The sequence below is a fragment of the Reyranella aquatilis genome, assembly GCF_020880995.1.
Classification (GTDB): domain Bacteria; phylum Pseudomonadota; class Alphaproteobacteria; order Reyranellales; family Reyranellaceae; genus Reyranella; species Reyranella aquatilis.
Map to the genome: position 1 here is coordinate 59,020 of NZ_JAJISD010000003.1, position 20,616 is coordinate 79,635.

Annotated in this window: 21 protein-coding genes; 11 read left to right on the forward strand and 10 right to left on the reverse strand. The window is 67.0% G+C overall.

Features of this window, described 5'->3' with window-relative positions; translation table 11 throughout:
• Positions 1 to 48 precede the first annotated feature (48 nt).
• The 4 genes from nusA to LJ725_RS08470 all read right to left on the reverse strand — a co-directional run bounded on the left by nusA (position 49) and on the right by LJ725_RS08470 (position 4,667).
• The gene (gene nusA / locus LJ725_RS08455) at positions 49 to 1,584 is read right to left on the reverse strand and encodes a transcription termination factor NusA (RefSeq protein ID WP_230550213.1); all 1,536 of its coding nucleotides are present in this window, start codon (positions 1,582 to 1,584) and stop codon (positions 49 to 51) included.
• Positions 1,585 to 1,613: 29 nt separating this feature from the next.
• Positions 1,614 to 2,123 carry a ribosome maturation factor RimP gene (rimP, locus tag LJ725_RS08460; protein WP_230550214.1) on the reverse strand — a complete coding sequence of 170 codons (510 nt, stop codon included), beginning with the start codon at positions 2,121 to 2,123 and terminating at the stop codon, positions 1,614 to 1,616.
• Positions 2,124 to 2,375: 252 nt separating this feature from the next.
• Complete coding sequence (gene trmB, locus LJ725_RS08465; protein WP_230550215.1) at positions 2,376 to 3,104, reverse strand: tRNA (guanosine(46)-N7)-methyltransferase TrmB; 729 nt, start codon at positions 3,102 to 3,104, stop codon at positions 2,376 to 2,378.
• 18 nt (positions 3,105 to 3,122) lie between these two features.
• A complete protein-coding gene (locus tag LJ725_RS08470) occupies positions 3,123 to 4,667 on the reverse strand; it encodes an acetolactate synthase large subunit (protein WP_230550216.1) in 1,545 nt (514 codons plus the stop codon).
• Positions 4,668 to 4,848: 181 nt separating this feature from the next.
• Between LJ725_RS08470 and LJ725_RS08475 the strand changes: the two genes are divergently transcribed.
• Positions 4,849 to 5,280 carry a hypothetical protein gene (locus LJ725_RS08475; RefSeq protein ID WP_230550217.1) on the forward strand — a complete coding sequence of 144 codons (432 nt, stop codon included), beginning with the start codon at positions 4,849 to 4,851 and terminating at the stop codon, positions 5,278 to 5,280.
• Positions 5,281 to 5,378: 98 nt separating this feature from the next.
• On the opposite strand, the gene LJ725_RS08480 is transcribed toward LJ725_RS08475, so the two are convergent.
• Positions 5,379 to 6,572 carry a M20 aminoacylase family protein gene (locus LJ725_RS08480; protein ID WP_230550218.1) on the reverse strand — a complete coding sequence of 398 codons (1,194 nt, stop codon included), beginning with the start codon at positions 6,570 to 6,572 and terminating at the stop codon, positions 5,379 to 5,381.
• Positions 6,573 to 6,676: 104 nt separating this feature from the next.
• Between LJ725_RS08480 and LJ725_RS08485 the strand changes: the two genes are divergently transcribed.
• The 4 genes from LJ725_RS08485 (at position 6,677) to LJ725_RS08500 (ending at position 9,558) form a co-directional block, all read left to right on the forward strand.
• Positions 6,677 to 7,483: a glutathione S-transferase family protein gene (locus LJ725_RS08485; RefSeq protein WP_230550219.1), complete on the forward strand. Its 807-nt coding sequence runs from the start codon at positions 6,677 to 6,679 to the stop codon at positions 7,481 to 7,483.
• Between the two features lie 103 nt (positions 7,484 to 7,586).
• Positions 7,587 to 8,315 carry a 1-(5-phosphoribosyl)-5-[(5-phosphoribosylamino)methylideneamino]imidazole-4-carboxamide isomerase gene (gene hisA / locus LJ725_RS08490; RefSeq protein WP_230550220.1) on the forward strand — a complete coding sequence of 243 codons (729 nt, stop codon included), beginning with the start codon at positions 7,587 to 7,589 and terminating at the stop codon, positions 8,313 to 8,315.
• A 7-nt stretch (positions 8,316 to 8,322) separates the two neighbouring features.
• Positions 8,323 to 9,096, forward strand: coding sequence for an imidazole glycerol phosphate synthase subunit HisF (gene hisF, locus LJ725_RS08495; RefSeq protein ID WP_230550221.1), 774 nt, complete (start codon positions 8,323 to 8,325; stop codon positions 9,094 to 9,096).
• A 90-nt stretch (positions 9,097 to 9,186) separates the two neighbouring features.
• A complete protein-coding gene (locus LJ725_RS08500; RefSeq protein WP_230550222.1) occupies positions 9,187 to 9,558 on the forward strand; it encodes a phosphoribosyl-ATP diphosphatase in 372 nt (123 codons plus the stop codon).
• Positions 9,559 to 9,683: 125 nt separating this feature from the next.
• Here LJ725_RS08500 and LJ725_RS08505 read toward each other — a convergent pair whose 3' ends face one another.
• From LJ725_RS08505 to LJ725_RS08520, 4 genes are read right to left on the reverse strand one after another with little or no spacing between them, the layout of a single operon-like run.
• Positions 9,684 to 10,532, reverse strand: a complete 849-nt coding sequence (locus tag LJ725_RS08505) for a hypothetical protein (RefSeq protein ID WP_230550223.1) — start codon at positions 10,530 to 10,532, stop codon at positions 9,684 to 9,686.
• Positions 10,529 to 11,197 (reverse strand): ABC transporter ATP-binding protein, encoded by a 669-nt coding sequence (locus tag LJ725_RS08510; protein WP_230550224.1) that lies wholly within the window; start codon positions 11,195 to 11,197, stop codon positions 10,529 to 10,531. Before LJ725_RS08510 ends, LJ725_RS08505 begins: the two co-directional genes overlap by 4 nt.
• 4 nt (positions 11,198 to 11,201) lie before the next feature.
• Positions 11,202 to 12,410 (reverse strand): ABC transporter permease, encoded by a 1,209-nt coding sequence (locus tag LJ725_RS08515; protein ID WP_230550225.1) that lies wholly within the window; start codon positions 12,408 to 12,410, stop codon positions 11,202 to 11,204.
• Between the two features lie 11 nt (positions 12,411 to 12,421).
• A complete protein-coding gene (locus tag LJ725_RS08520) occupies positions 12,422 to 14,251 on the reverse strand; it encodes a YncE family protein (protein WP_230550226.1) in 1,830 nt (609 codons plus the stop codon).
• 134 nt (positions 14,252 to 14,385) lie between these two features.
• Between LJ725_RS08520 and LJ725_RS08525 the strand changes: the two genes are divergently transcribed.
• From LJ725_RS08525 to LJ725_RS08545, 5 genes are all read left to right on the forward strand, one after another.
• Positions 14,386 to 15,084, forward strand: a complete 699-nt coding sequence (locus LJ725_RS08525; protein ID WP_230550227.1) for a J domain-containing protein — start codon at positions 14,386 to 14,388, stop codon at positions 15,082 to 15,084.
• A gap of 89 nt (positions 15,085 to 15,173) precedes the next feature.
• A complete protein-coding gene (locus LJ725_RS08530) occupies positions 15,174 to 15,578 on the forward strand; it encodes a histidine triad nucleotide-binding protein (RefSeq protein WP_230550228.1) in 405 nt (134 codons plus the stop codon).
• Positions 15,575 to 16,636 carry an alpha/beta hydrolase gene (locus tag LJ725_RS08535; RefSeq protein ID WP_230550229.1) on the forward strand — a complete coding sequence of 354 codons (1,062 nt, stop codon included), beginning with the start codon at positions 15,575 to 15,577 and terminating at the stop codon, positions 16,634 to 16,636. The genes LJ725_RS08530 and LJ725_RS08535 overlap by 4 nt, the downstream gene beginning before the upstream one ends.
• Before the next feature lie 49 nt (positions 16,637 to 16,685).
• Positions 16,686 to 17,552, forward strand: coding sequence for a TauD/TfdA dioxygenase family protein (locus tag LJ725_RS08540; RefSeq protein ID WP_230550230.1), 867 nt, complete (start codon positions 16,686 to 16,688; stop codon positions 17,550 to 17,552).
• 40 nt (positions 17,553 to 17,592) lie between these two features.
• Positions 17,593 to 19,185, forward strand: a complete 1,593-nt coding sequence (locus LJ725_RS08545; protein WP_230550231.1) for an FAD-binding oxidoreductase — start codon at positions 17,593 to 17,595, stop codon at positions 19,183 to 19,185.
• 10 nt (positions 19,186 to 19,195) lie between these two features.
• Here the strand turns inward: LJ725_RS08545 and LJ725_RS08550 are convergent, their stop codons facing one another.
• Complete coding sequence (locus LJ725_RS08550) at positions 19,196 to 19,687, reverse strand: hypothetical protein (protein ID WP_230550232.1); 492 nt, start codon at positions 19,685 to 19,687, stop codon at positions 19,196 to 19,198.
• Between the two features lie 135 nt (positions 19,688 to 19,822).
• On the opposite strand from LJ725_RS08550, the gene LJ725_RS08555 reads away from it, so the two are divergent.
• Entirely contained in the window at positions 19,823 to 20,605 is a 783-nt protein-coding gene (locus LJ725_RS08555; protein ID WP_230550233.1) for a bestrophin-like domain, read from the forward strand.
• The last annotated feature ends 11 nt before the right edge of the window (positions 20,606 to 20,616 follow it).

Genomic DNA, 20,616 nt, shown 5'->3' on the forward strand with positions numbered 1-20,616 from the left:
GCGACGGCAAGGGTGGAGGGGTCGAACAACGGGGCGCTCTTCCTCCGCTCAGGCCTTCGCTTCGTCGGCCGGAGCGGCCTCGTCGGCGAACCAGTGCTCGCGCGCCTTCATGATGATGGCGTTGGCGGCATCGTTGTCGATGGTGCTCTCGCCCACGATCTCGCGCAGCTCGTCGGAGGCGAGATCGGCCAGATCGTCGAGCGTCTTCACGCCCGCTTCGCCCAGCGCCACGACCATCGCGAGCGTCAGACCCTCGGCGTTGGCGACCTCTTCCGCGACGCCCAGCGTCGCGAGGCGCTCTGCCAGTTCGGCATCGCGCTTCTCGAGATACTCGCGGGCGCGACGCTGCAGCTCGGTGGCGATCTCCTCGTCGAAGCCCTCGACGCCGGCCAGGTCCTCGACCGCGGCCTCCGAGACGTCCTCGACCGTGGCATAGCCTTCGGCGACCAGCAGGTGGGCGATCACGTCGTCGACGTCGAGTGTGGCCTTGAACAGCTCGGTGCGCTCGCGCGTGTCCTTCTGGCGGCGCTCGCTCTCCTCGGTCTCGGTCATGATGTCGATCTCCCAGCCGGTGAGCTGGGAGGCGAGCTTCACGTTCTGGCCGCGGCGGCCGATCGCGAGGCTGAGCTGGTCGTCGGGAACCACGACCTCGGTCTTGTTCTTCTCCTCGTCCATCAGCACCTTGCTGACCTCGGCCGGCGCCAGCGCGTTGACGATGAAGTTCGCCGTGTCGTTCGACCACGGGATGATGTCGACCTTCTCGCCCTGCAGCTCCTGCACGACGGCCTGCACGCGGCTGCCGCGCATGCCGACGCAGGCGCCGATCGGGTCGATCGAGCTGTCGTGGGAGAGCACCGCGATCTTGGCGCGGCTGCCGGGATCGCGGGCGACAGCCTTGATCTCGATGATGTTGTCGTAGATCTCCGGCACTTCCTGCGTGAACAGCTTGGCCATGAACTGGGGATGGCTGCGCGACAGGAAGATCTGCGGGCCGCGCGGCTCCTCGCGCACGTCGAAGATGTAGGCGCGCACGCGGTCGTTCACGCGCAGCGATTCGCGCGGGATCGTCTCGTCGCGACGGATCACGCCCTCGGCGCGCTGCAGGTCGACGGTGATGTTGCCGTAGTCGACGCGCTTGACCACGCCCGACACGATCTCGCCGATGCGGTCCTTGAATTCCTCGTACTGGCGCTTGCGCTCGCTCTCGCGCATGCGCTGCGTGATCACCTGCTTGGCTGTCTGCGCGGCGACGCGGCCGAAGTCGATCGGCGGCAGTTCGTCGGTCAGGAAGTCGCCGACCTGGGCCTCGGGATTGCGGCGCTGGGCCTCGGCGACCGAGACCTGGATGTTCTCGTTCTCGATCGGATCGGCCACCTGCATGTAGCGCAGAAGCTTGATCTCGCCGGTCTTGCGGTCGATCTCGGCGCGGATATCGTGCTCAAGCCCGTACTTGGCGCGGCCCGACTTCTGGATGGCCTGTTCCATCGCCTCGAGCACTTCCTCGCGTTCGATGCCCTTCTCGCGGGCGACCATGTCGGCCACCTGAAGCATCTCAAGGCGCGGGATATCGGCTGTCGTCGCCATGTTTCTTCCCTCTTCTCTAGCCAGTCCGTTCAGTGGGTCTGCCCGGCCGCGCCCTCGGCGGCCAGACGGTGTTCTTCGATCAGACGGTCGGTCAGTTCGAGCTTGGCGCGCGTCACCGCTTCGAGCGGCACCGCGGCTTCCTTGCCGTCGTCGAGCTTGAGGCGCACCAGGCCGCCGTCGAGGCCGAGCAGCGTTCCCTTGAAGCGCCGCCGCCCCTCGACCGGCAGGGCGGTCTCGAGACGGGCGAGATGACCCGCCCAGCGCGCGTAGTCCTTCGCCCTGGTGAGCGGCCGGTCGATGCCGGGCGAGCTCACTTCCAGCGTGTAGGCCCCGGCGATCGGGTCCTCGACGTCGAGCACGGCCGAGACCGCGCGCGACACGGTCGCGCAATCCTCGACGTCCAGCGGCCGGCCGTCGGCCGGCTCGATCATGATCTGCAGCGTCCCGCCCTTGCTCAGGGCGACGCGAACCACCTCGAAGCCCATGCCGACGATGGTCGGGGCAACGATGTCTTCGATTCGACGCAGCAGATCGGTCACGCGGGCTTTGCTTCTCGACGATTTGGGCGGTTGGGAGGAGGCCAAATGAAAAGAGCGGGTTTTTGGCCCACTCTTTTTCTTTGGTTCATCCCGTGAACCCGATGAGGATGGCGCGGATATAGGCTCCCGCCCTTCAACTGGCAAGGGATTCCGCACCCCCTATGGGGGGACCCGAACTGCCCTCTATATATAGTGTCATCTAACCCTGCCCATTCAAAAGGGGAGGCGGCGCCTTACACCGCGGAGGGCCAATTAGCGACGCCGCAACCTCAGGAAGACCGGTTTGTGGCCGGCGAGCATCTTCTTTTCGTAGCGGGTCTCGGGCCAGTCTTCCGGCCGGCCGCGCCAGTCGGCGGGAGATTCGGCCAGCCATTCGAAGGCGGGATGGCGGCAGGCGTGCTCGACCATCCAGGGCAGGTAGCTCGGGTCGTCCGTCGCCACCCGCAGCTCGGCGCCGGGCTTCATCAGGCGGGCCAGGATGTCGAGGTTGGCGCGCTGCACGAAGCGGCGCTTGTGATGGCGCGCCTTGGGCCATGGATCGGGAAACAGCACGAAGGCGCGCGACAATGACTGCGGCGGCAGCGCCTGCATCACGAAGCGCGCATCGTCCGTGAAGAGGCGCACGTTCGACACGCCCGTCCGTTCGACGTGCGCGAGGCACTTTGCAACGCCGTTGATGTAGGGCTCGCAGCCGATCAGACCGACGTCGGGATGATGTTCGGCCTGCCAGACCAGATGCTCGCCGGCACCGAAGCCGACTTCCAGCCAGACGCCGGCAGCCGGCAGCGTGTCGCCGAACAGACGGGCGAGATCGATCTTGGCGGCGCTTTCGGCAACCTCGTTGTCGGGTGTGACGACGGGCGCGGCCGGCAGGGCGACTTCGAGGCGAGGCAGCAGCGTGTCGAGCAGCGACTGCTGCCCGGCCCGCAGTTTCTTGCCCCGTCGACGGCCATGAAGCGTGCGTCGGCGGGCTTCTTCCATGATGCTTTCCGCGCGGCCCTACATGATCACGTCGATGAGGTACGGGCCCTTCTGCGACATGGCGTAGGTGAGCTGCTTGGTCAACTCCTCGAGATTGTGCGCCTTGCCGCCCGGGACGCCCATGCTCTTCGACATCATCGAGAAGTCGAGCGTCGGCCGGTCGAGAGTCAGCATGTCGATGGCGCGCGGGCCGGGATTGGCGGCGCCGACGTCGGCGAGCTGGCTGTAGAGGATGTTGTAGGAGCGGTTCGAGAAGATCATCACGCAGACGTCGAGATTCTCGCGCGCCATCGTCCACAGCGACTGGATCGTGTACATCGCCGAGCCGTCGCCGATCATGCAGATGACCTTGCGGTCCGGGCAGGCGACGGCCGCACCGACCGCCACCGGTCCGCCGAAGCCGATCGAGCCGCCCATATTGTTCAGCCAGTCGTGCGGCGGGGCGCCGGCGCTGAACGGGAAGAAGCCGCGGCCCGTGGTGACCGATTCGTCGACCACGATCGCGCCTTCCGGCATCGTCGCGCCCAGTGCCTGACCCAGCCCGTCGAGCGTGAACTTGCCGGTGGGACGCTCCGGCCGACTCGGCTGGGCGATGCCCTCGGGCTTCACGTTCATCGCATCGAGTTCCATCGCCAGCGCCTCGAGCGAGCCGATCGGATCGCCCTCGACCGGACAGAGCGTCGAGATCTCGCAATCGTCCGGCGACAGCACGGACGGCTTGCCGGGATAGGCGAAGAAAGCGAACGGCGCCTTGGCGCCGCACAGCACCATCTGCTTGGTACCCTTGAGCTGGGCCAGCGCGTTCTCGACCACGAAATGCAGACGCAGCACCGGGATGCGGCCGGCGCCGCGCTCGATGCGCGCCGTGCCGCCGGCGCCCTGCACCTTGCAGCCGGTCTTGGCGGCGATCTTGCCGGCGAGTTCGAGGCCGCGGGCGCGCAGTGCACGGCCGCCGATGAACAGCATGGCGCCCGGCTGCTTCAACGCCTTGGCGGCCGCGACGACCGTCTCCTTCGACGGCTTGGCCGGCGCCGGCGCGGCCGGCGTCTCGGCCACGCCGTCGGCTTCGCCCCAGGCGGTGTCGGCGGGCAGGATCAGGGTCGCGATCTGGCCCGGCGCGACATTCGCCGCCTGGATCGCCAGCGCGCCGTCGCCGGCCACCGTCTTCGAGGTCGGCGAGGTCTTCACCCAGTGCGAGAAGGGACGCGCGATGCCTTCGATGTCCGCGGTGAGCGGCGTGTCGTACTTGATGTGATAGAGCGCGTGCTCGCCCACGATGTTGACGACGCCGGAGCCCGCCTTCTTGGCGTTGTGCAGGTTGGCCGCCGCGTTGGCGAGGCCCGGGCCGAGATGCAGCAGGGTCGAGGCCGGCTTGTCGGTCATACGGTAGTAGCCGTCGGCCGCGCCGCTGCAGACGCCCTCGAACAGGCCGAGCACGCAGCGCATCCCCTCGACGCGATCGAGCGCGCCCACGAAATGCATCTCCGAGGTGCCGGGGTTGGCGAAACAGACCTCGACGCCGCCCTTCACCAAGGTGCGGACCAGACTTTCAGCTCCGTTCATCGACTCCCCCAAACGCGGATGATTTTGAATCGGCCGGCACCCTAGGCCAGTCGTGGCGTTTACCCAAGTCTTTGCGAATGAAGGAGAAATTCCGTAAGTCGAACGTTCTCTCTTTATTCTCAACGTTCTATTCTTTATATTTGAAGCATTATTTGAGTTCTTTGAAACGAAAGACTTTTCCATGAGCCATTCGGAGCCGTCCGACAGCTCGGCCGACGCCCCCTTCATCGTCGGCACCGACCTCGTCGAATTCGACCGCAGCAACCTGCCGATCTACGCCACGCCCGCTTCGCTCTGGGCGGAAGCCGGCGCCGATCCGGTTTCCTATGGCGCACCGCTCGACCGCCTGTTCGGCGAGGCGGGCGACGTCTTCGTCAATGGCGTGCCGGGTTCAGTCGACGCCGATCTCACCGCCATGGCCGGCGAGGATACGCTGGTCGTTCTCAGCGATCTGTCGGACGGGCTGATGCTGCCGACAGCCGACGAGCCCGCGCCCCTGCACACGAGTGCAGCCATCTACGAGTTCGGTGCCGACAGCCACGCCGTCCTTCACCTGCAGGACGGCATGAACTGGGACCAGACCGACGCCGGGTGGTCTTTCGACCACGTCTAGGCCGAGCTTCGCTCTGCCTGCGAGCATCTGGCCGCGGCTTGGTTACAAGCCGCCAAGCGCTGCAATGTCCAGGAGCGCCGAAGAGAGTGCGACGCCGTCTAGGCCGCGTCGCCCAGCTCGAGCTGGACGAGGTTCATCCAGTAGGCCGCGCCGGTCGTCAGGATCCGGTCGTTGAAGTCGTAGAGCGGCGAATGCACGTTCTGGCAGCCGCCCTCGCCGGTGCCGCCGTTGCCGATCATGATGTAGGCGCCGGGCTTCTTCTCCAGCATGAAGGCGAAGTCCTCGGCGCCAGCCAGCGGCGAGGTGTTCGCCTCGACGTTCTCGCGCCCGACCGTCATCGCCGCCGCCTCGACGGCAACCGACGTCTGCTCGGCGGCGTTAACCAGCGCCGGATAGCGGCGATGGTACTTCGAGACGGCCTCGCAGCCGCCCGCCTGCGCGATGCCGGCCGCCACCTCGGCCAGGCGCTTCTCGAGCAGATTGCGCACCTCGGCCGAGAAGCTGCGGGCGGTGCCGCGGATCAGCACTTCCGAGGGAATCACGTTGGGCGAGCCCGGCGTTCCGGCAGCGATGTGGCCGACGCTCAACACCGCGGCCTGGCTGGACGGCACGTTGCGGCCGACGATGCCCTGTACCGCGACGATGAACTGCGCGGCCACGAAGGTCGGGTCGGTGCCGCGGTCGGGCATGGCGCCGTGGCCGCCCGTGCCCTTGAACACGACTTCCCAGCTGTCGGACGAGGCCAGCATCGGCCCGGTGCGGATCGCGAAGTGGCCGACCGGGAAGCCCGGCATGTTGTGCATGCCGTAGACCACGTCGCAGGGGAACTTCTCGAACAGACCTTCCTCGATCATCACCCGCGCGCCGCCCAGCCCTTCCTCGGCGGGCTGGAAGATGAAGTGGACGGTGCCGCCGAAATCGGGTGCCGCCGCGAGCCGCCTGGCCGCGCCCAGCAGCATCGTGGTGTGGCCGTCATGGCCGCAGGCATGCATCTTGTTGGGAATCGACGAGGCGTATTCGAAATCGTTGCGCTCCTGCAGGTGAAGCGCATCCATGTCGGCGCGCAGGCCGATCGTCTTCTGGCCGGGACGATTGCCCTTCAGCGTGCCGACAACGCCGGTAGTCGCCAGGCCGCGATGCACCTCGATACCCCAGGAGGTGAGCTTGTCGGCCACGATCTGGGCGGTCCGCACCTCCTCGAAGGCGGTCTCGGGATGGCGGTGGATGTCGCGACGGATGGCGGTGAGATCGGCCAGGTCGCCGGCGAGAAGATCGGGGGTGTAACGGGTCATGCCCGGAGATTAGCGTCGTCGCGCTCGGAAGGACAACGCCTTGCGGTTGTGCGGGCAGCAGGCCTCCTGCACATTCGTCGTTCCCCCAGTTCGGATGAACCCTCATGACTGAGACTGCCAGGCTCTCCGGCGCGAGACCGCGGCTCTATCAGACGCCGTCCTCCTACTATTCGATGATCGCGCGCCTCGCGCTCGCCGAGGGCGGCATCGACCACGAACGCGTCTTCGTCGATATCCATTACCGGCTGAGCCAGCAGCAGCCTGATTACGTGCGGCTCAATCCGGGCATGACGGTGCCCACGCTGGTGCTGGCTGATCGCATCCTCGTCGAGAGTCGCGACATCGCCGAGTATGCGCTTGGCTCTACCTCCGATCCCGAAACGAAGGCCTGGGTCGACCTCCACTATGCCTATCCGATCGAGGAACTGACCTTCGGAGGCCTGCTCGCCCGCAACCCGCTGGCGCGGATCATGATCCCGAAGCGGCTGGAGGCGGCGCGCCGCCAGCTCCTGGCACATGCCGCGGCAAATCCCGATCTGGCTGCGGTCTATCGAGCGCGCGCCGCGGTATTCGCCCGGCGGATCGCCACCTTCGAGCCTGACGCCGTCGTCAAGCTCTCGGAACGCCGCCGCGCGGAGGCCATCGGCTTCATGGACCGGCTCGAGCAGACGCTGCGTGATGGCCGCGCGGTCCTGGTACCGCCCGCCTACGGCGTCGCCGACGTCGTCTGGACCGTGTTTCTCGGCCGCATGGAATTCGCCGGTCTCGGCGCGGAGATCCCGAAACGCCCGGCGCTCGCCCGCTACTGGGCCGCCATGCAGGCGCGTCCGGCCTTTTCCGCCGCCGACATCTGGACGAAGTTCCATCTCGGCCGCCTGATCGGGGCGATCGTCGGCATCGGCAGGCGCTGACGGTGCCGTGATCCCCGGCCGCCGCATCCGCCAGGAGGGACGGTTCGGTGTGGCATCGGGCGGGGTGGCGCCCCTGCCCGCAACGCGCTAAAGCCGCGCCGCCATGATCCTTTTCCCTGCGATCGATCTCAAGGACGGCAAGTGCGTGCGCCTGCTTCGCGGCGACATGCAGCGTGCCACCGTGTTCAACGACAGCCCCGCCGCCCAGGCCAAGGCCTTCGCCAACGCCGGCTGCGAATGGCTGCATCTGGTCGACCTGAACGGGGCGGTCGAGGGCCATCCGGTCAACCGCGCGGCGGTCGAGAGTATCCTGAAGGACGTCGACGTTCCGACCCAGCTGGGCGGCGGCATCCGCACCATCGAGAGCATCGCCCAGTGGTTCGAGGCGGGCGTGAAGCGCGTGATCCTGGGCACCATCGCGGTCAAGGAGCCGGGGCTGGTGAAGGCCGCCTGCAAGCAGTGGCCCGGCCAGATCGCCGTCGGCATCGACGCCCGCGAGGGCATCGTGGCGGTCGACGGCTGGACCAAGCAGAGCACGGTGCGGGCGCTCGACCTCGCGCTGCGCTTCGAGGATGCCGGGGTCTCGGCCATCATCTACACCGACATCGACCGCGACGGCGCGATGGGCGGGGTCAACGTCGATGCGACGGTGACGCTGGCGCAGCATCTCACCACGCCGGTCATCGCCTCGGGCGGCGTCAGCTCGCTGGACGACCTGCGCGAGCTGAAGCCCACCGAGGAGTTCGGCATCGTCGGCGCCATCGTCGGCCGCGCGCTCTATGACGGTCGCGTGACCGTGCCCGACGCGATCCGCGTGCTGAAGGGCGAGTAGCGGCGCCGTGCTGAAGGTCCGCATCATCCCCTGCCTCGACGTCAAGGACGGCCGCGTCGTGAAGGGCGTGCAGTTCGTGGGCCTGCGCGATGCCGGCGATCCGGTCGAGCAGGCGCGCATCTACGACGCCGCCGGCGCGGACGAACTCACCTTCCTCGACATCACAGCCAGCCACGAGAACCGCGACACCATCCTCGACGTCGTCGGCCGCACCGCGGAGCAGTGCTTCATGCCGCTGACCGTGGGCGGCGGCGTGCGCCAGGTCGAGGACATCCGCCGCCTGCTGCTGGCCGGCGCCGACAAGGTTTCCATCAATTCGGCAGCGGTGGCACGGCCGGAATTCGTGCGCGAAGCCGCCCGCAAGTACGGCGACCAGTGCATCGTCGTGGCGATCGACGCGCGCACCACCGGCCCCGGCAAGTGGGAGGTCTTCACCCACGGCGGCCGCAAGGGCACCGGTCTCGACGCGGTCGACTGGGCGCGCCGCATGGCGGAGTCGGGGGCGGGCGAGATCCTTCTCACCTCGATGGATCGCGACGGCACCAAGTCGGGTTTCGATCTCGAACTGACGCGTGCCGTGTCGGATGCCGTGCCGGTGCCAGTGGTCGCATCCGGCGGCGTCGGCACGCTCGATCATCTGGTCGATGGCGTGACAAAGGGCGGCGCTTCGGCGGTGCTCGCCGCATCGATCTTCCACTTCGGTGAATTCACCATCGCGCAGGCGAAGGAACATCTCGCGCGCGCCGGCGTTCCGGTGCGACAAATCTCGCGCGCGGCATGATTTTGGCGTAAAGTCGCCGCGGCGCCCGTCCAAGAGGCGTAGTCAGATTTTCGAGCGCCCGTTCCCCCCGGGCGGCGGAGTTCCCCGCGGATGGCAAAGAAGAAAAAAGCCAAGAAGGCGCTAAGGCCGAACATCGTCACGATCGACGAGCACGTGCTCGATCGCCTGTACCTGGTGATCGACAGCCGCAAGGGCGCAGACCCCGAAACGTCCTACACGGCGCGGCTCTTCAGCCGTGGCCGACCCCAGATCGCCAAGAAGCTGGGCGAGGAGGCCGTCGAGGCGCTGATCGAAGGCATCCGCGGCGACAAGGCCAAGCTGGTCGGCGAAAGCGCCGACATGCTCTACCATCTGCTCACCCTGTGGGCCGCGGTGGGCGTGAAGCCCAAGTCCGTATGGGACGAGTTGGCCCGCCGCGAGGGCCTGTCCGGCATCGCCGAGAAGGCCAGCCGCAAGCGTTGAACCCGTCGTCCCGAGCGCCCGCGAAGGACCTGACGGAACGACCAGCGGACTCCCTTGCAGCCGCGAGATCCGTCGCTACGCCCAGGACGGCATGAGGGCGTGACTGCCGTTTCGCGTCGTCCTTTTCAGTGCGGCGGCATCGGGATGAAGAGCGGCGGCGTGCGGGTCGACCTGCTGCGCGTCTTGATGTCTTCGTCGTTGGCGCCGTGCGGCTTCAGGTAGACGTAATAGGGCGTTCGGCGCTCGACGACATCGTTGCCGGGCTGGGCCTTCTCGCTGACCAGCAAGTCCGACTGGATGCGGACATGCATGTAGCCGGGAATGAGTTCAGCCCAGTTGGCAACGTCGGGCGTGAACACGACGTCATAGGTGTAGCCGTCCACGACCTTCACCACGCCCCAGCTCGTACCCTCCGCCGGGCGCGACGGTACCTGCTGCCAGACCATGCCCGTCTGAACGTAGACGGCCACCGCGTTCAACATCACGTAGAGCGGCCCCTTGGGGCTGACATTCTGCAGGAAGAGCGTCATGCGATACGACTTGCCGTCGGGATCGTAGGCGATGCCCTTGAGCTCGACATAGAGCGAGCGCATCGCGGTGTTCTCGAGCAGCAGCCGCGCCTGGCGCGCCTCGCGGGCCGCGCGCGCCTGGTACAGGCCGACGCCGGCATCGATCGCGAAGGCCGTCAGCAACACCATGACCAGCCCGATGACCGCGGGCGACCGCCAGAGATCGAAGCGCCGCCCGAGCTTTACCGCGATGGTGGACGGGGCATCGACCTTGCGCGGCGCGGCGGCGCGCAGTTCGTCCAGCAATCCCCGCGCCGGTGCAGAATCGCCCGACGCGGCGTTCGCCGCCGCCGCGATGCCCAGGCGCCGCCTCAGCACGCGCGCTTCTGACTGTGCGGCGGCAAGCTGGCGCCGCAGGTCGGCGATCAGCGCATCCTTGTCCGGCGCGGCGGGCGGCACGCTCATGCGACGATCGTCCCGTGGGCGATGTGCACGATCTGCTCGGCCTGCTCGGCCAGCGCCAGATTGTGGGTGACGAGGATCAGCGTCGTGCCGCGCTCGCAGTTGACCGCCAGAAGCTCGTCCATGATCTCGATCTCGGTCTGCTCGTCGAGATCGGAGGTTGGTTCGTCGGCCAGGATCAGCGCCGGCTCGTTGATGAGCGCACGGGCGATGACCGCACGCCGCTGCTCGCCCGCCGAGACCTCGCCCGGATAGGCGTCGAGATGATCGCCCAATCCCATCTGGCCGAGCAGGGCGGCGGCGCGCGCATAGAGGGGTTTCGTCGCACCGGTGCGGCCCAGCATGCCAGGCAGGGCGACATTGTCGATCAGACGCAGCGTCGGCAGCAGGCTCGCGAACTGGAAGACGTAGCCAATGCGCCGGTTGCGGAAAGCCGACAGCGCGTTGTCCGACAGGCTCCAGATATCGGTGCCCTCGACCAGGACCTGCCCGGCCGAGGGGCGGCTGAGACCGCCGATCATCGCCATCAGGGACGACTTTCCCGAGCCCGAGCGGCCGATGATCGCGGCGTAGCGCCCGGCCGCCACGTCGAGGTCGACACCGGCCACGGCCGCCACCGGGCCACGCTCCGTGACATAGTCCTTCCGCAGCGCCCGGCAGGAGAGCATCGCCTCAGCCCTCGCCGCGCACGAGATCGTAGGGATCGCGCCGGCTGGCGCGCCACGCCGGATAGAGCGAACCCAGCGCGCCGATGATCGAGGCCATCACGACCGCAAGCATCGCCACGGCCACCATGTGCGGCCCGTCGAGCCAGACGAAGGGCACGCCGATGGTCTCGAGGTAGTAGACCAGCGAGCGTTCGTAGAGGCGCATCACCAGGATCCCAAGCACGACGCCCAGCGCACCGCCGGCACCGGTGGCGATCATCGCCTCGATGACCATCATGCCGACGATCTGCCCGCGCCGGGCGCCGACCGCCTTCAACAGGCCGAGCTCGCCGCGGCGCTCCGTGACGATCGCCGAGAAGAGCACGCTGACCATGAGGGCGGTGCTGGCGAACATCAGCACCATCAGCGCCAGGATGCCGTCGAGCAGCGCCGCCAGCCCCTGGCGGATGCCGCTCATGGTCGAATCCCCTGTCACGACGCGAACGCCCTTCACGGTCGACAGGATGGCGAACCGAGCCTGCAGCGGCGTGGCGCCGGGCGCCAGTTCCACCAGGAAGCCGCTGACCTTGCCCTGCTGCAGCGCGGCCGGCGGGCCGTTGGGTCCATGGACCGATCCCGCCAGCGCCTCCAGTGTGGCGAAGCTCATGAACACGCCGCGCTCGTGCGTGCCGACGCCGGTCTTCCCGAGCCGTCCGTAAACTGTATGCGCCTTGCCGAAGATCAGCAGCTCCGACCCGAGCGGCGCGGTGCGGCCGGCACCCAGGATGACGTCGCCCGGCCGCAGGTCGCGGTTCAGCTTCTCGACCAGCCAGGGCTGCACCGTGAAGTCGAGTGCCGGCTCGAAGCCGATGAGATCGACCGAATCGTGATGGCTGCCGATGCCGGAATGCTCGACGCGCGCGATCTTCTGCGGGGCCGCGCGGTTCACGCTGGTGATCGCTGCCCGGGCGAACAGATCCTGGTCGAGCACGAGATCCGTGGGCTCGACCGTCAGCAGCGCCGCCGTGATGTTGGTGAGCGCGCCTTCGGGCACCACCATCATGTCGGCGCCCAGCCGGGTGAAGCCCACAGCCATGCTTCTGTCGATGCTGCGCATCAGCGTGGCGCCGGTGAAGACCACGCCGCTGGCCACCGCCACGGCCGCGATCAACAGAAGACTGCGGGCCTTGCGACGTCCGAGATTCTGCAGCGCCAGGCTGGCGAGCAGCCTCAAGGCGTGCCCACTCAGAGCGTACAGGAGCGCGTGTGCTTCATGTGCTCCAGCTTGGTCGGGATGATCACGCAATCATGGTGCCCGCCGTTGCTCGGCAGGATGCCGATCAACGTGTCGGTCGAGGTGTCGATGACCGCGATGCCGCTCGACTGGCGCTGGAAGCCGCTGAACGGCGTCAGCACGTACTTGCCGTCGTAGGTGATGGCGGGTGTCTGCAGGTCGGGCCCAATTCCCTGGATCTCCTTCAGGATCGTCCAGGTCTTGGTGTCGACCACCATGATGCCGCTGGACGCCGGCGAGGGGTGCAGGATGGACAGGTAAAGCTTCGAACTGTCCATCGAGAAGACCATGTGGAACGGGTTCGGATACTTGCCGCGCCACAGCGGGTCCTCGACATGCGCCACCTTTCGCCACTTCGTGGGGTCGGGATCGGTGCAGGAAAAAACCGAGCAGTTGTTTTCCCGCAGATTGTTCATCATCACCAGGAACTTGCCGTCCGGCGAGAAGCCGATCTCGTGGCCCGGCGAGTGGATCTTGTCGAAGACGACCTTCCACGTGTCCTTGTCGACCTGCTCAACCTTGTACTGGTCCTGCGAATCCTTGTTGAACTGCAGGAAGGCGGCCGGCTCGAAATTCTTCTCGGGGTCGAGGATACAGATGCCGCCGCAGAGTCTCACCACCGTGGCAGCCCAGCGGCCTTCGGGATGCCAGATCGTGCCGTCGGCACCGGTCAGCGTCAGCGGCGCCTCGCCGGGCAGCGAGCCTTCCTCGACGAACAGCTCGCCCATGGGCACCATTTCCCAGTCGATCTTGTTGCCCTTGGTGCCGCGGTAATTGTAGAGGCCGGTCTTCTCGTCCGGATAGATCTTCCGGATGGTGAGCGTGCCGCCCTTGATCCATGCGTTGCGCAACTCCGGCACGTTCGGCTCCCAGTCGAAGCGCAGCGCCGCCTTTACCCGCGAGGTGGTGCGGTCGAAGCAGGCGGCGATGTCCTTCTGGCCGTCGGTCACGAAATAGGACTGCGCATCCTTCGGGTTTACGGTGACATGCACGCCGAGCCCCAGTCCCGTCGTCTCCGAGACGTTCTCGATCATCTGCATCTGCGAGCCGTCGTAGCGCACGCGATAGATGTTGGTGCCGCCCGGCGCGTTCTCCGCCGTCACGTTGGTCGGGATGCCGTAGATCAGGGAGTTCTGGCCGCCCTGCGTCGAATTCACGAACTCGAAGTCGCGATAGGGATCGGAGCTCGGGAAGGCACAGAGATGATGGCTGATCGGATTGTAGTCGCCGTAGTTCCAGTACCAGATCGAGGCCAGCACGCGGTTCGAGTGTAGATCCATCGCGTAGGTGCCGCCGCCCATCTTGGTCGGGAGCAGGGCAACCCAGCGGCCGAGACCGCGTCCCTTGAGTTCGGACATCGAATCGACCGTCTCGCGCACGATCGGCGACTGCTGCGCGCCCGTGCCGGCGGCCTGCAGGATGCCGTTGTCCGAAGACGAGCCGCCGCCCATCGCATGATAGCCGAGCACGGCTACTTCGGCGGTCGCGGCCGTGCCGACGGCGACGTTGAGCATCGTGCGCCGGCTCATCTTCGTCTTGACCTTTGGCTTCGCGGCTTCCGCCTTGGCCTTCAGCGTCGCCTGTTCGTGTTTGGCGACGAGATAGGCCTGGAACTCCTCGCGATCCTTGGCGAGCACTTCTTCGTTGCGGCGCAGGAATTCGTCGATCGAACCCTGGCGCGAGGGAATGTTCGATTCCGAACTCGACGACACGGGAGAAACGAGAGGCGGAACTTCCTGAGAAACCTTGGTGGCCGGTGTTTCTCGAGTGGGCTCAGTCATCCGCTGCACTCCCTGATTCACAATGTACGCGAAGTCTAGACACGACTCGCCGCGAAACACAGGCAGAAAATTGCAGTGCTGACCGCTGATTTCGTTTTGGTTCGCGGTTAGGCTCTTCCTGAAGGAGTGCGTCGATGGATTATGCCGTCATCATCTCCGCGATCGTGCTCGGCCTTTCCGTGTTGGCCACCGGCGCGAAGTTCATCGACTGGTTCCTCCATTCGGATCCCAAGACGATGGTGCGCACCATCCGATGGATGCTGCTGCTGCTGGTGATCGCGGCCATTCCACTCCTGGTGATGTTGATCGCGCGCGAACAGTACGCGGCCGCGATGCTGCTCGGCGCGGCGATGATCGTCGTGCCCACGTTTCTCAAGTGGCGCGCGATCCTGATGCCGCTGCGCGCCGCCTTCGCCCTCTTCCGGACAAAGCCACCGCCTTTCGAAATGCCACCAGTCTGGCAGGAGTCGGCCGCGCCCGATCCGCGCGCCGTGCAGCACGCGGCGGCGCTGCTCGAAGCCTATCTGAAGCATGCGACTTCGCCCGCGTCACCCCAGCGACAGATTTCCTTTACGCCCGACGACCAGGACGACGCCGGCATGGCCGTGAAGGAGGCACTCGACGTGCTGGGCCTCGCGGAGGGCGCGGATCTCGCGAGCGTTCACGTCGCCCACCGTCGTCTCATGCGCGGCGCCGATCCCGATACCGGCGGTTCGCCGTATCTCGCCGCCCGGATCGACGAAGCCCGCGACGTGCTGGTGGCAGCGCTGCGACGGCAGGCCAGGCCTGCCACCATCGAATCGCCTGGACGGCCGCGCCTGCTGAAAGGATAGCGCCGTGCGAATTCGGGCGGCGTTTTGGCGTTCTGCCTGGGCGGCAACCTTCCCTATATAGGAGGTCCCCGCTTCTTCCGGAGCCCACCATGTCCGCGCCTGACTCGATGATCGCCGCCTACGACCGCAGCAACGTCTTCGCCCGCATCCTGCGCGGCGAGTTGCCGTGCCGGAAGGTGTACGAGGACGAGTTCGTGCTGGCCTTCCACGACATCGCGCCGCTGGCGCCCGTGCACGTGCTGGTGATCCCCAAGGGCGAGTATGTCAGCCAGGCGGATTTCGGCGCCAGGGCGCCGGCGGAGATGATCGTCGGCTTCTGGCGTGCCGTCTCGAAGATCGCGCGCGATCTCGGCCTCGATCCCGAAGGCTATCGCATCGTGGCCAACCACGGACCCAATGGCGGGCAGCTGGTGTTCCATTTCCACGTCCACATCTTCGGCGGCGGAATCATGGGCCATTCGACAGGCATGCCGAAGCCGGACAAGCAGGCTTGATCCGACGGCGCGCCCTGCTGGGTGCCGGTGCGTTGCTTCCCGGCGCCGCGTGGGCGCAGGCGCAGGACCGGAGACGGACGCCGCAGTCGCTGACCGAGAGCGGCTGGTACGCGAAGGGCAGGACCAAGACGCGAGCGGTGCGCTTCGCCGGCACCGGCGGCGTCAGCCTGGCCGGTACGCTGCTGATGCCGTTGTTCAGCGAGATCCAGTACGTGCCGGGCATCGTGCTGGTCGCCGGCAGCGGACCGACCGATCGCGACGGCAACAACCCGCTGGCGCCGGATCGCATCGATCTCCTGAGGGAGATCGCCGAGTTGCTCGCGCGCAACGGCATCGCCTCGCTGCGCTACGACAAGCGCGGCATCGGCCAGTCGACGCCACGGCCGCGCGGCTCGCTGGAGGAGCAGGAGGCGTTCTTCGCCTGGGACAATTTCGTGGGCGACGTCGAGGCCGCGCATGCCGAACTGCTGCGTCACGACGAGATCAAACCCTATGCGACGGCGCTGCTGGGCCACAGCGAGGGCGGCCTGCTGGCTCTTGCCGCAAGCCGGGCATTGGCCACGAGGAAGCTGCATGCGCTGGTCCTGGCCGCCACGCCGGGCCGCAAGCTCGAGGACATCTTGCAGGCGCAGATCGCGCGCGATGCGCCGCCGTCGCTGCGCCTGCCCACCGATCGCGCGATCGCCGCCATCCTCGAGACCGGCCGCGTGCCGAACAACCTGCCGCCCGAACTGCAGCTCCTCTTCCCGCTCTATGCCGGACCCTTCCTGAAAAGCCTCATGTCGTTCGATCCCGCGGCGGCGCTCGCCGAAAGCCGCCTGCCCTGCCTGCTCGTCCAGGGCGGCGCCGACCGGCAGGTGGTGCCGATGGAGGACGTGCAGCCCCTGATCGACGCGCTGCGGACCCGCAACATATCCGGCGAGGCCGTGGTGATCCCGCAGGTCAGCCACAATCTCAAGACGGTGACCGGTCCGGCCGATCCGGGGTTCGGCGGCCCGCTCTCGCCGGCCGTCGCCGGCACGCTGCTCAAGTGGCTGGTGCCGGCGCTCGGCGCTTGATCGACCCGCGCGACCGGCCGATCATCGCGGCAAAGCCGGAGAACAAGACATGGCCGTAACAGTACGTCCCGTGACCGATGCCGTCGGAGCGGAAATCCTCGGAGTCGACCTGCGCAACTTCAGCGACGAGGAGTTCGCTGCCATCGAGCGCGCCTGGTATGCGCACTCGATGATCCTGCTGCGCGGGCAGCAGCTCAGCGACGACCACCTGCTGGCCTTCAGCCGCCGCTTCGGCGAGCTCGACCCGCCGCCCAACCAGGAACGCGGCCGCATCAGCCCGCCGGGCTATCCCGACATCTATGTCGTCTCGAACGTGCTCGACACCAAGGGCGATCCGATCGGCGCGCTGGGCGACGGCGAGGCGGTCTGGCACACCGACATGAGCTACCTCGACGTGCCGCCCGATGCCTCGATGCTCTATTCGCTGGAGATTCCGCCGACCGGCGGCAACACCTGGTTCACCAGCATGCAGGCCGCCTGCGACGCCCTGCCCGCGGCCCTGCGGGCGAAGATCGAGGGCCGCCGCGTGAAGCACGACGGCACCTACAATTCCGGCGGCTTCCTGCGCAAGGGCGTCACGCCGACCGACGACCCGATGGTCGCGCCCGGTGCCTGGCATCCGGCCATCCTGCGCCACCCAGTGAACGGCCGCGCGACGCTCTATCTCGGACGCCGCCGCAATTCCTACGTTGAGGGCTACACGAAGGCCGAATCCGACGCGGTGCTGGAGGAGCTGTGGGCGCACGTCACGCAGCCGCGCTTCATCTACCAGCATGTCTGGAAGGTCGGCGACCTGGTGATGTGGGACAACCGCTCGACCATGCATCGCCGCGACCCGTTCGACAAGGCGGCGCGGCGCGTGATGCACCGTACCCAGATCAAGGGGACGACGAAGCCGATCGCCTTCGCCGCCTGAAGGACGAAAGCAAGACAATGAACAAGTCTCCGGAGGAAACATGCGGCGGCAGAAGAAGTTCTATGCCTGGGGTTACGCCGACGAGGACCTGACTCCCGACGAGATCCGGCCCTGGGAAGCGGAGATCGCCCAGCGCTACGGCCTCTCCGGCTTCGACGTGAAGCCGCCGCCCAAGGCGGACGAGATCGAATTGCGCAAGAGCCGGGTCGAGGTGCCGTCGGCGCTGCAGGCGATGGTGCGCACCGATCACCTGACGCGGCTGGAGCACAGCTACGGCAAGGCGGGCTTCGACACGCTGCGCATGTTCATGCGCTCCGTGCCCAACCCGCCCGACGCGGTGGCCTTCCCCGAGACCGAGGAGGACATCGCGAAGATCCTCGACTGGTGCGGCCGCATCGGCGCCAAGGCGATCCCCTATGGCGGCGGCTCCTCCGTCGTGAAGGGCATCGAGCCCTCGGCCGCCTTCGACAGGGTGGTGACGATCTCGACGCGCCACATGGACAAGGTGCTGGAGGTCGATGCGGTGAGCCAGGCGGCGCGCATCCAGGGCGGCATCTACGGGCCCGCGATCGAGGATGCGCTGCGCGACACGCCGTTCACCATGCGCCACTACATGCAGGCCTATCGCTGCTCGACCCTGGGCGGCTGGATCGCCACCCGCTCGGGCGGCCACTACGCGACGCTCTACACCCACATCGACGATTTCGTGGAGAGCACGCGCGTCGTGACGCCCGAGGGGACGCTGGAGACGCGCCGCCTGCCCGGTTCCGGCGCCGGCCCCAGCCCCGACCGGATGTTCATCGGCTCCGAGGGCATTCTCGGCATCATCACCGAGGCCTGGGTGCGCCTGCGCAAGAAGCCGACTTTCCGTGCCTCGGCGAGCGTCCGCTTCCGCGACTTCCATGCCGGCGCCGACGCGGTGCGCGACATCACGCAGGCCGGCCTCTATCCCGCCAACTGCCGCCTGCTCGAGGCGCGCGAGGCGCTGCCCGGAATCCCGTGGAGCAACGAGGAGGCCGTGCTGGTGCTGGCCTTCGAATCGCCCGACCATCCGCTCGACGCCTGGATGAAGCGCGCACTCGAAATCTGCGCAGCGCATGGCGGTGTCGCCGACCAGAGCGACGACGACGAGAACGCGCATCGGTCGGGCGCGGCCGGCGCCTGGCGCAACAAGTTCATCCGCGCGCCGCACTATGGCGAGCATGCGGTGGCGCGCGGCATCCTCTCCTCGACCTTCGAGACCTCGATGACCTGGGAGCGCTATCGTGACTTCCATGCGAAGATCACGAAGCTGACGAAGGAGACCATCAAGGCCGTCACGGGCCGCGAGGGCACCGTCACCTGCCGCTTCACCCACGTCTATCCCGACGGGCCCTGCCTCTATTTCACGTTCGGCGGCCTGTTCGATCCGAAGAAGGATGCGCTGGCGCAGTTCATGGAGATCCTCTCGACCTGCACCGCCGCGACGGTGGAGCATGGCGGCACGACCACACACCATCACGCGGTGGGCCGCTTCCACCGGCCGTTCTACGACCGACAGCGGCCCGAGCTGTTCGCGCGCGCCCTGCGCGGCGCCAAGCGCGAACTGGATCCGAAGGGGATGATGAACCCGGGCGTGCTGATCGATCCCTGACCGAGGCGCCTCAGTGCGCCGCCGCGACCGACCGCGGCAGGAAGAAGAACATCACCAGCACGTGGCGCACGAGCAGCAGCGCGCCCATGCCCACGCAGAAGAGACCGGCGGCGACGAGATAGTCGTCGACCTCGCCGGTGTAGATGATGGTGTTGGGGATCTTGATCAGCTCGATGCAGATCTCGGCCATCAGGCCGATGGAAAGCTGGCCGACGCCGTAATTGTGGCAGGCATGGTCGATCGCAGACTGCCATGCCTCGTCCGGGCCATCCAGCAGGCCGAAAATCTCGCGCAGCGTCCGGCGCTCCTCCAGGAGGACGCCCCAGCCGATCATGATGATGCCGATGCCGGTGACGATCTCCATCTCCTCCTTGAGGTCGGGCTTGCCCCACAACGCGTGGGAGACTTCGATTAGAGTGATGGTCATGGGGATGCAGATCAGGAGAGAGAGGAGACCGATCGTGAATCGAGACGTGAGAACGAACATGAGCGAACGGAACATCGGCTACTCTCTCCAGGGCGGTCGTCAGCAACCGGCGGCCGCGACCTCCCGACCCTAGTCGAGCGCGCCATTCGGGAGCAATCTCGTAAATTGCGCGCCCACTGAAATTGTTAGCGTCAACTGCGGCACCTGAAGATGATCGACTGGCTCTACTCGCTCCCCGAGACCCTGATCCTGGTGGCCTGCGCGCTCATCATGGCGGGCGCGATCCTCGCCATGCCGTCGCTGGTGCATCGCCTGCCGGGGCTGCAGACCAGTAACGAGAACAACGACTTCGTGCTGCGCATGCAGGCCACGCTCTTCACCATGACGAGCCTGGTGCTGGCCTTCACCCTGGTGGAGGCGGAGGCCAACTTCCGCAAGGCCGACGCGCTGGTCTCGAACGAGGCGTCGCAGATCAATCGCCTGGACCGGCTGCTCAACCGCTACGGCGACGAGCAGGTCACGGAGCTGAGGCTCAACCTGCTGGAATACACGAAGGCGATCGTCGACGACGAGTGGCCCGCGATGCTGCGCGGCGAGCGCAGCGACAAGGTGCGGCTGGCCTTCGCGCCGCTGTCGCGGGGAATCTTCGAGATCGAGCCGAAGCCCGGCCGCGAGGCGACGATCTATGCGGAGATCCTGAGGTCTTTCGACTCCATCGCGGAGTCCCGCGACGCCCGCCTCAACGCCGTCTCGCTCTCGCTCCCCCAGCCCTACTGGCAGGTCGTGCTGTTTGCGGTGCTGATGCTGCTGTTCATCACCAGCACCATGCAGCGCAGCGCCTTCCGCGCCTACGTGCTCGCGGCCCAGATGGCGGTGATGGGTGCCTTCATCGGCTTCGTCTTCATCATGGACCAGCCCTTCAAGGGCCAGACCGCCGTCGATGCCAAACCGCTCAGGCAGGCGATCGTCCTGATGGAGAACCGGGACCGGTAGTGCTTGCCCTG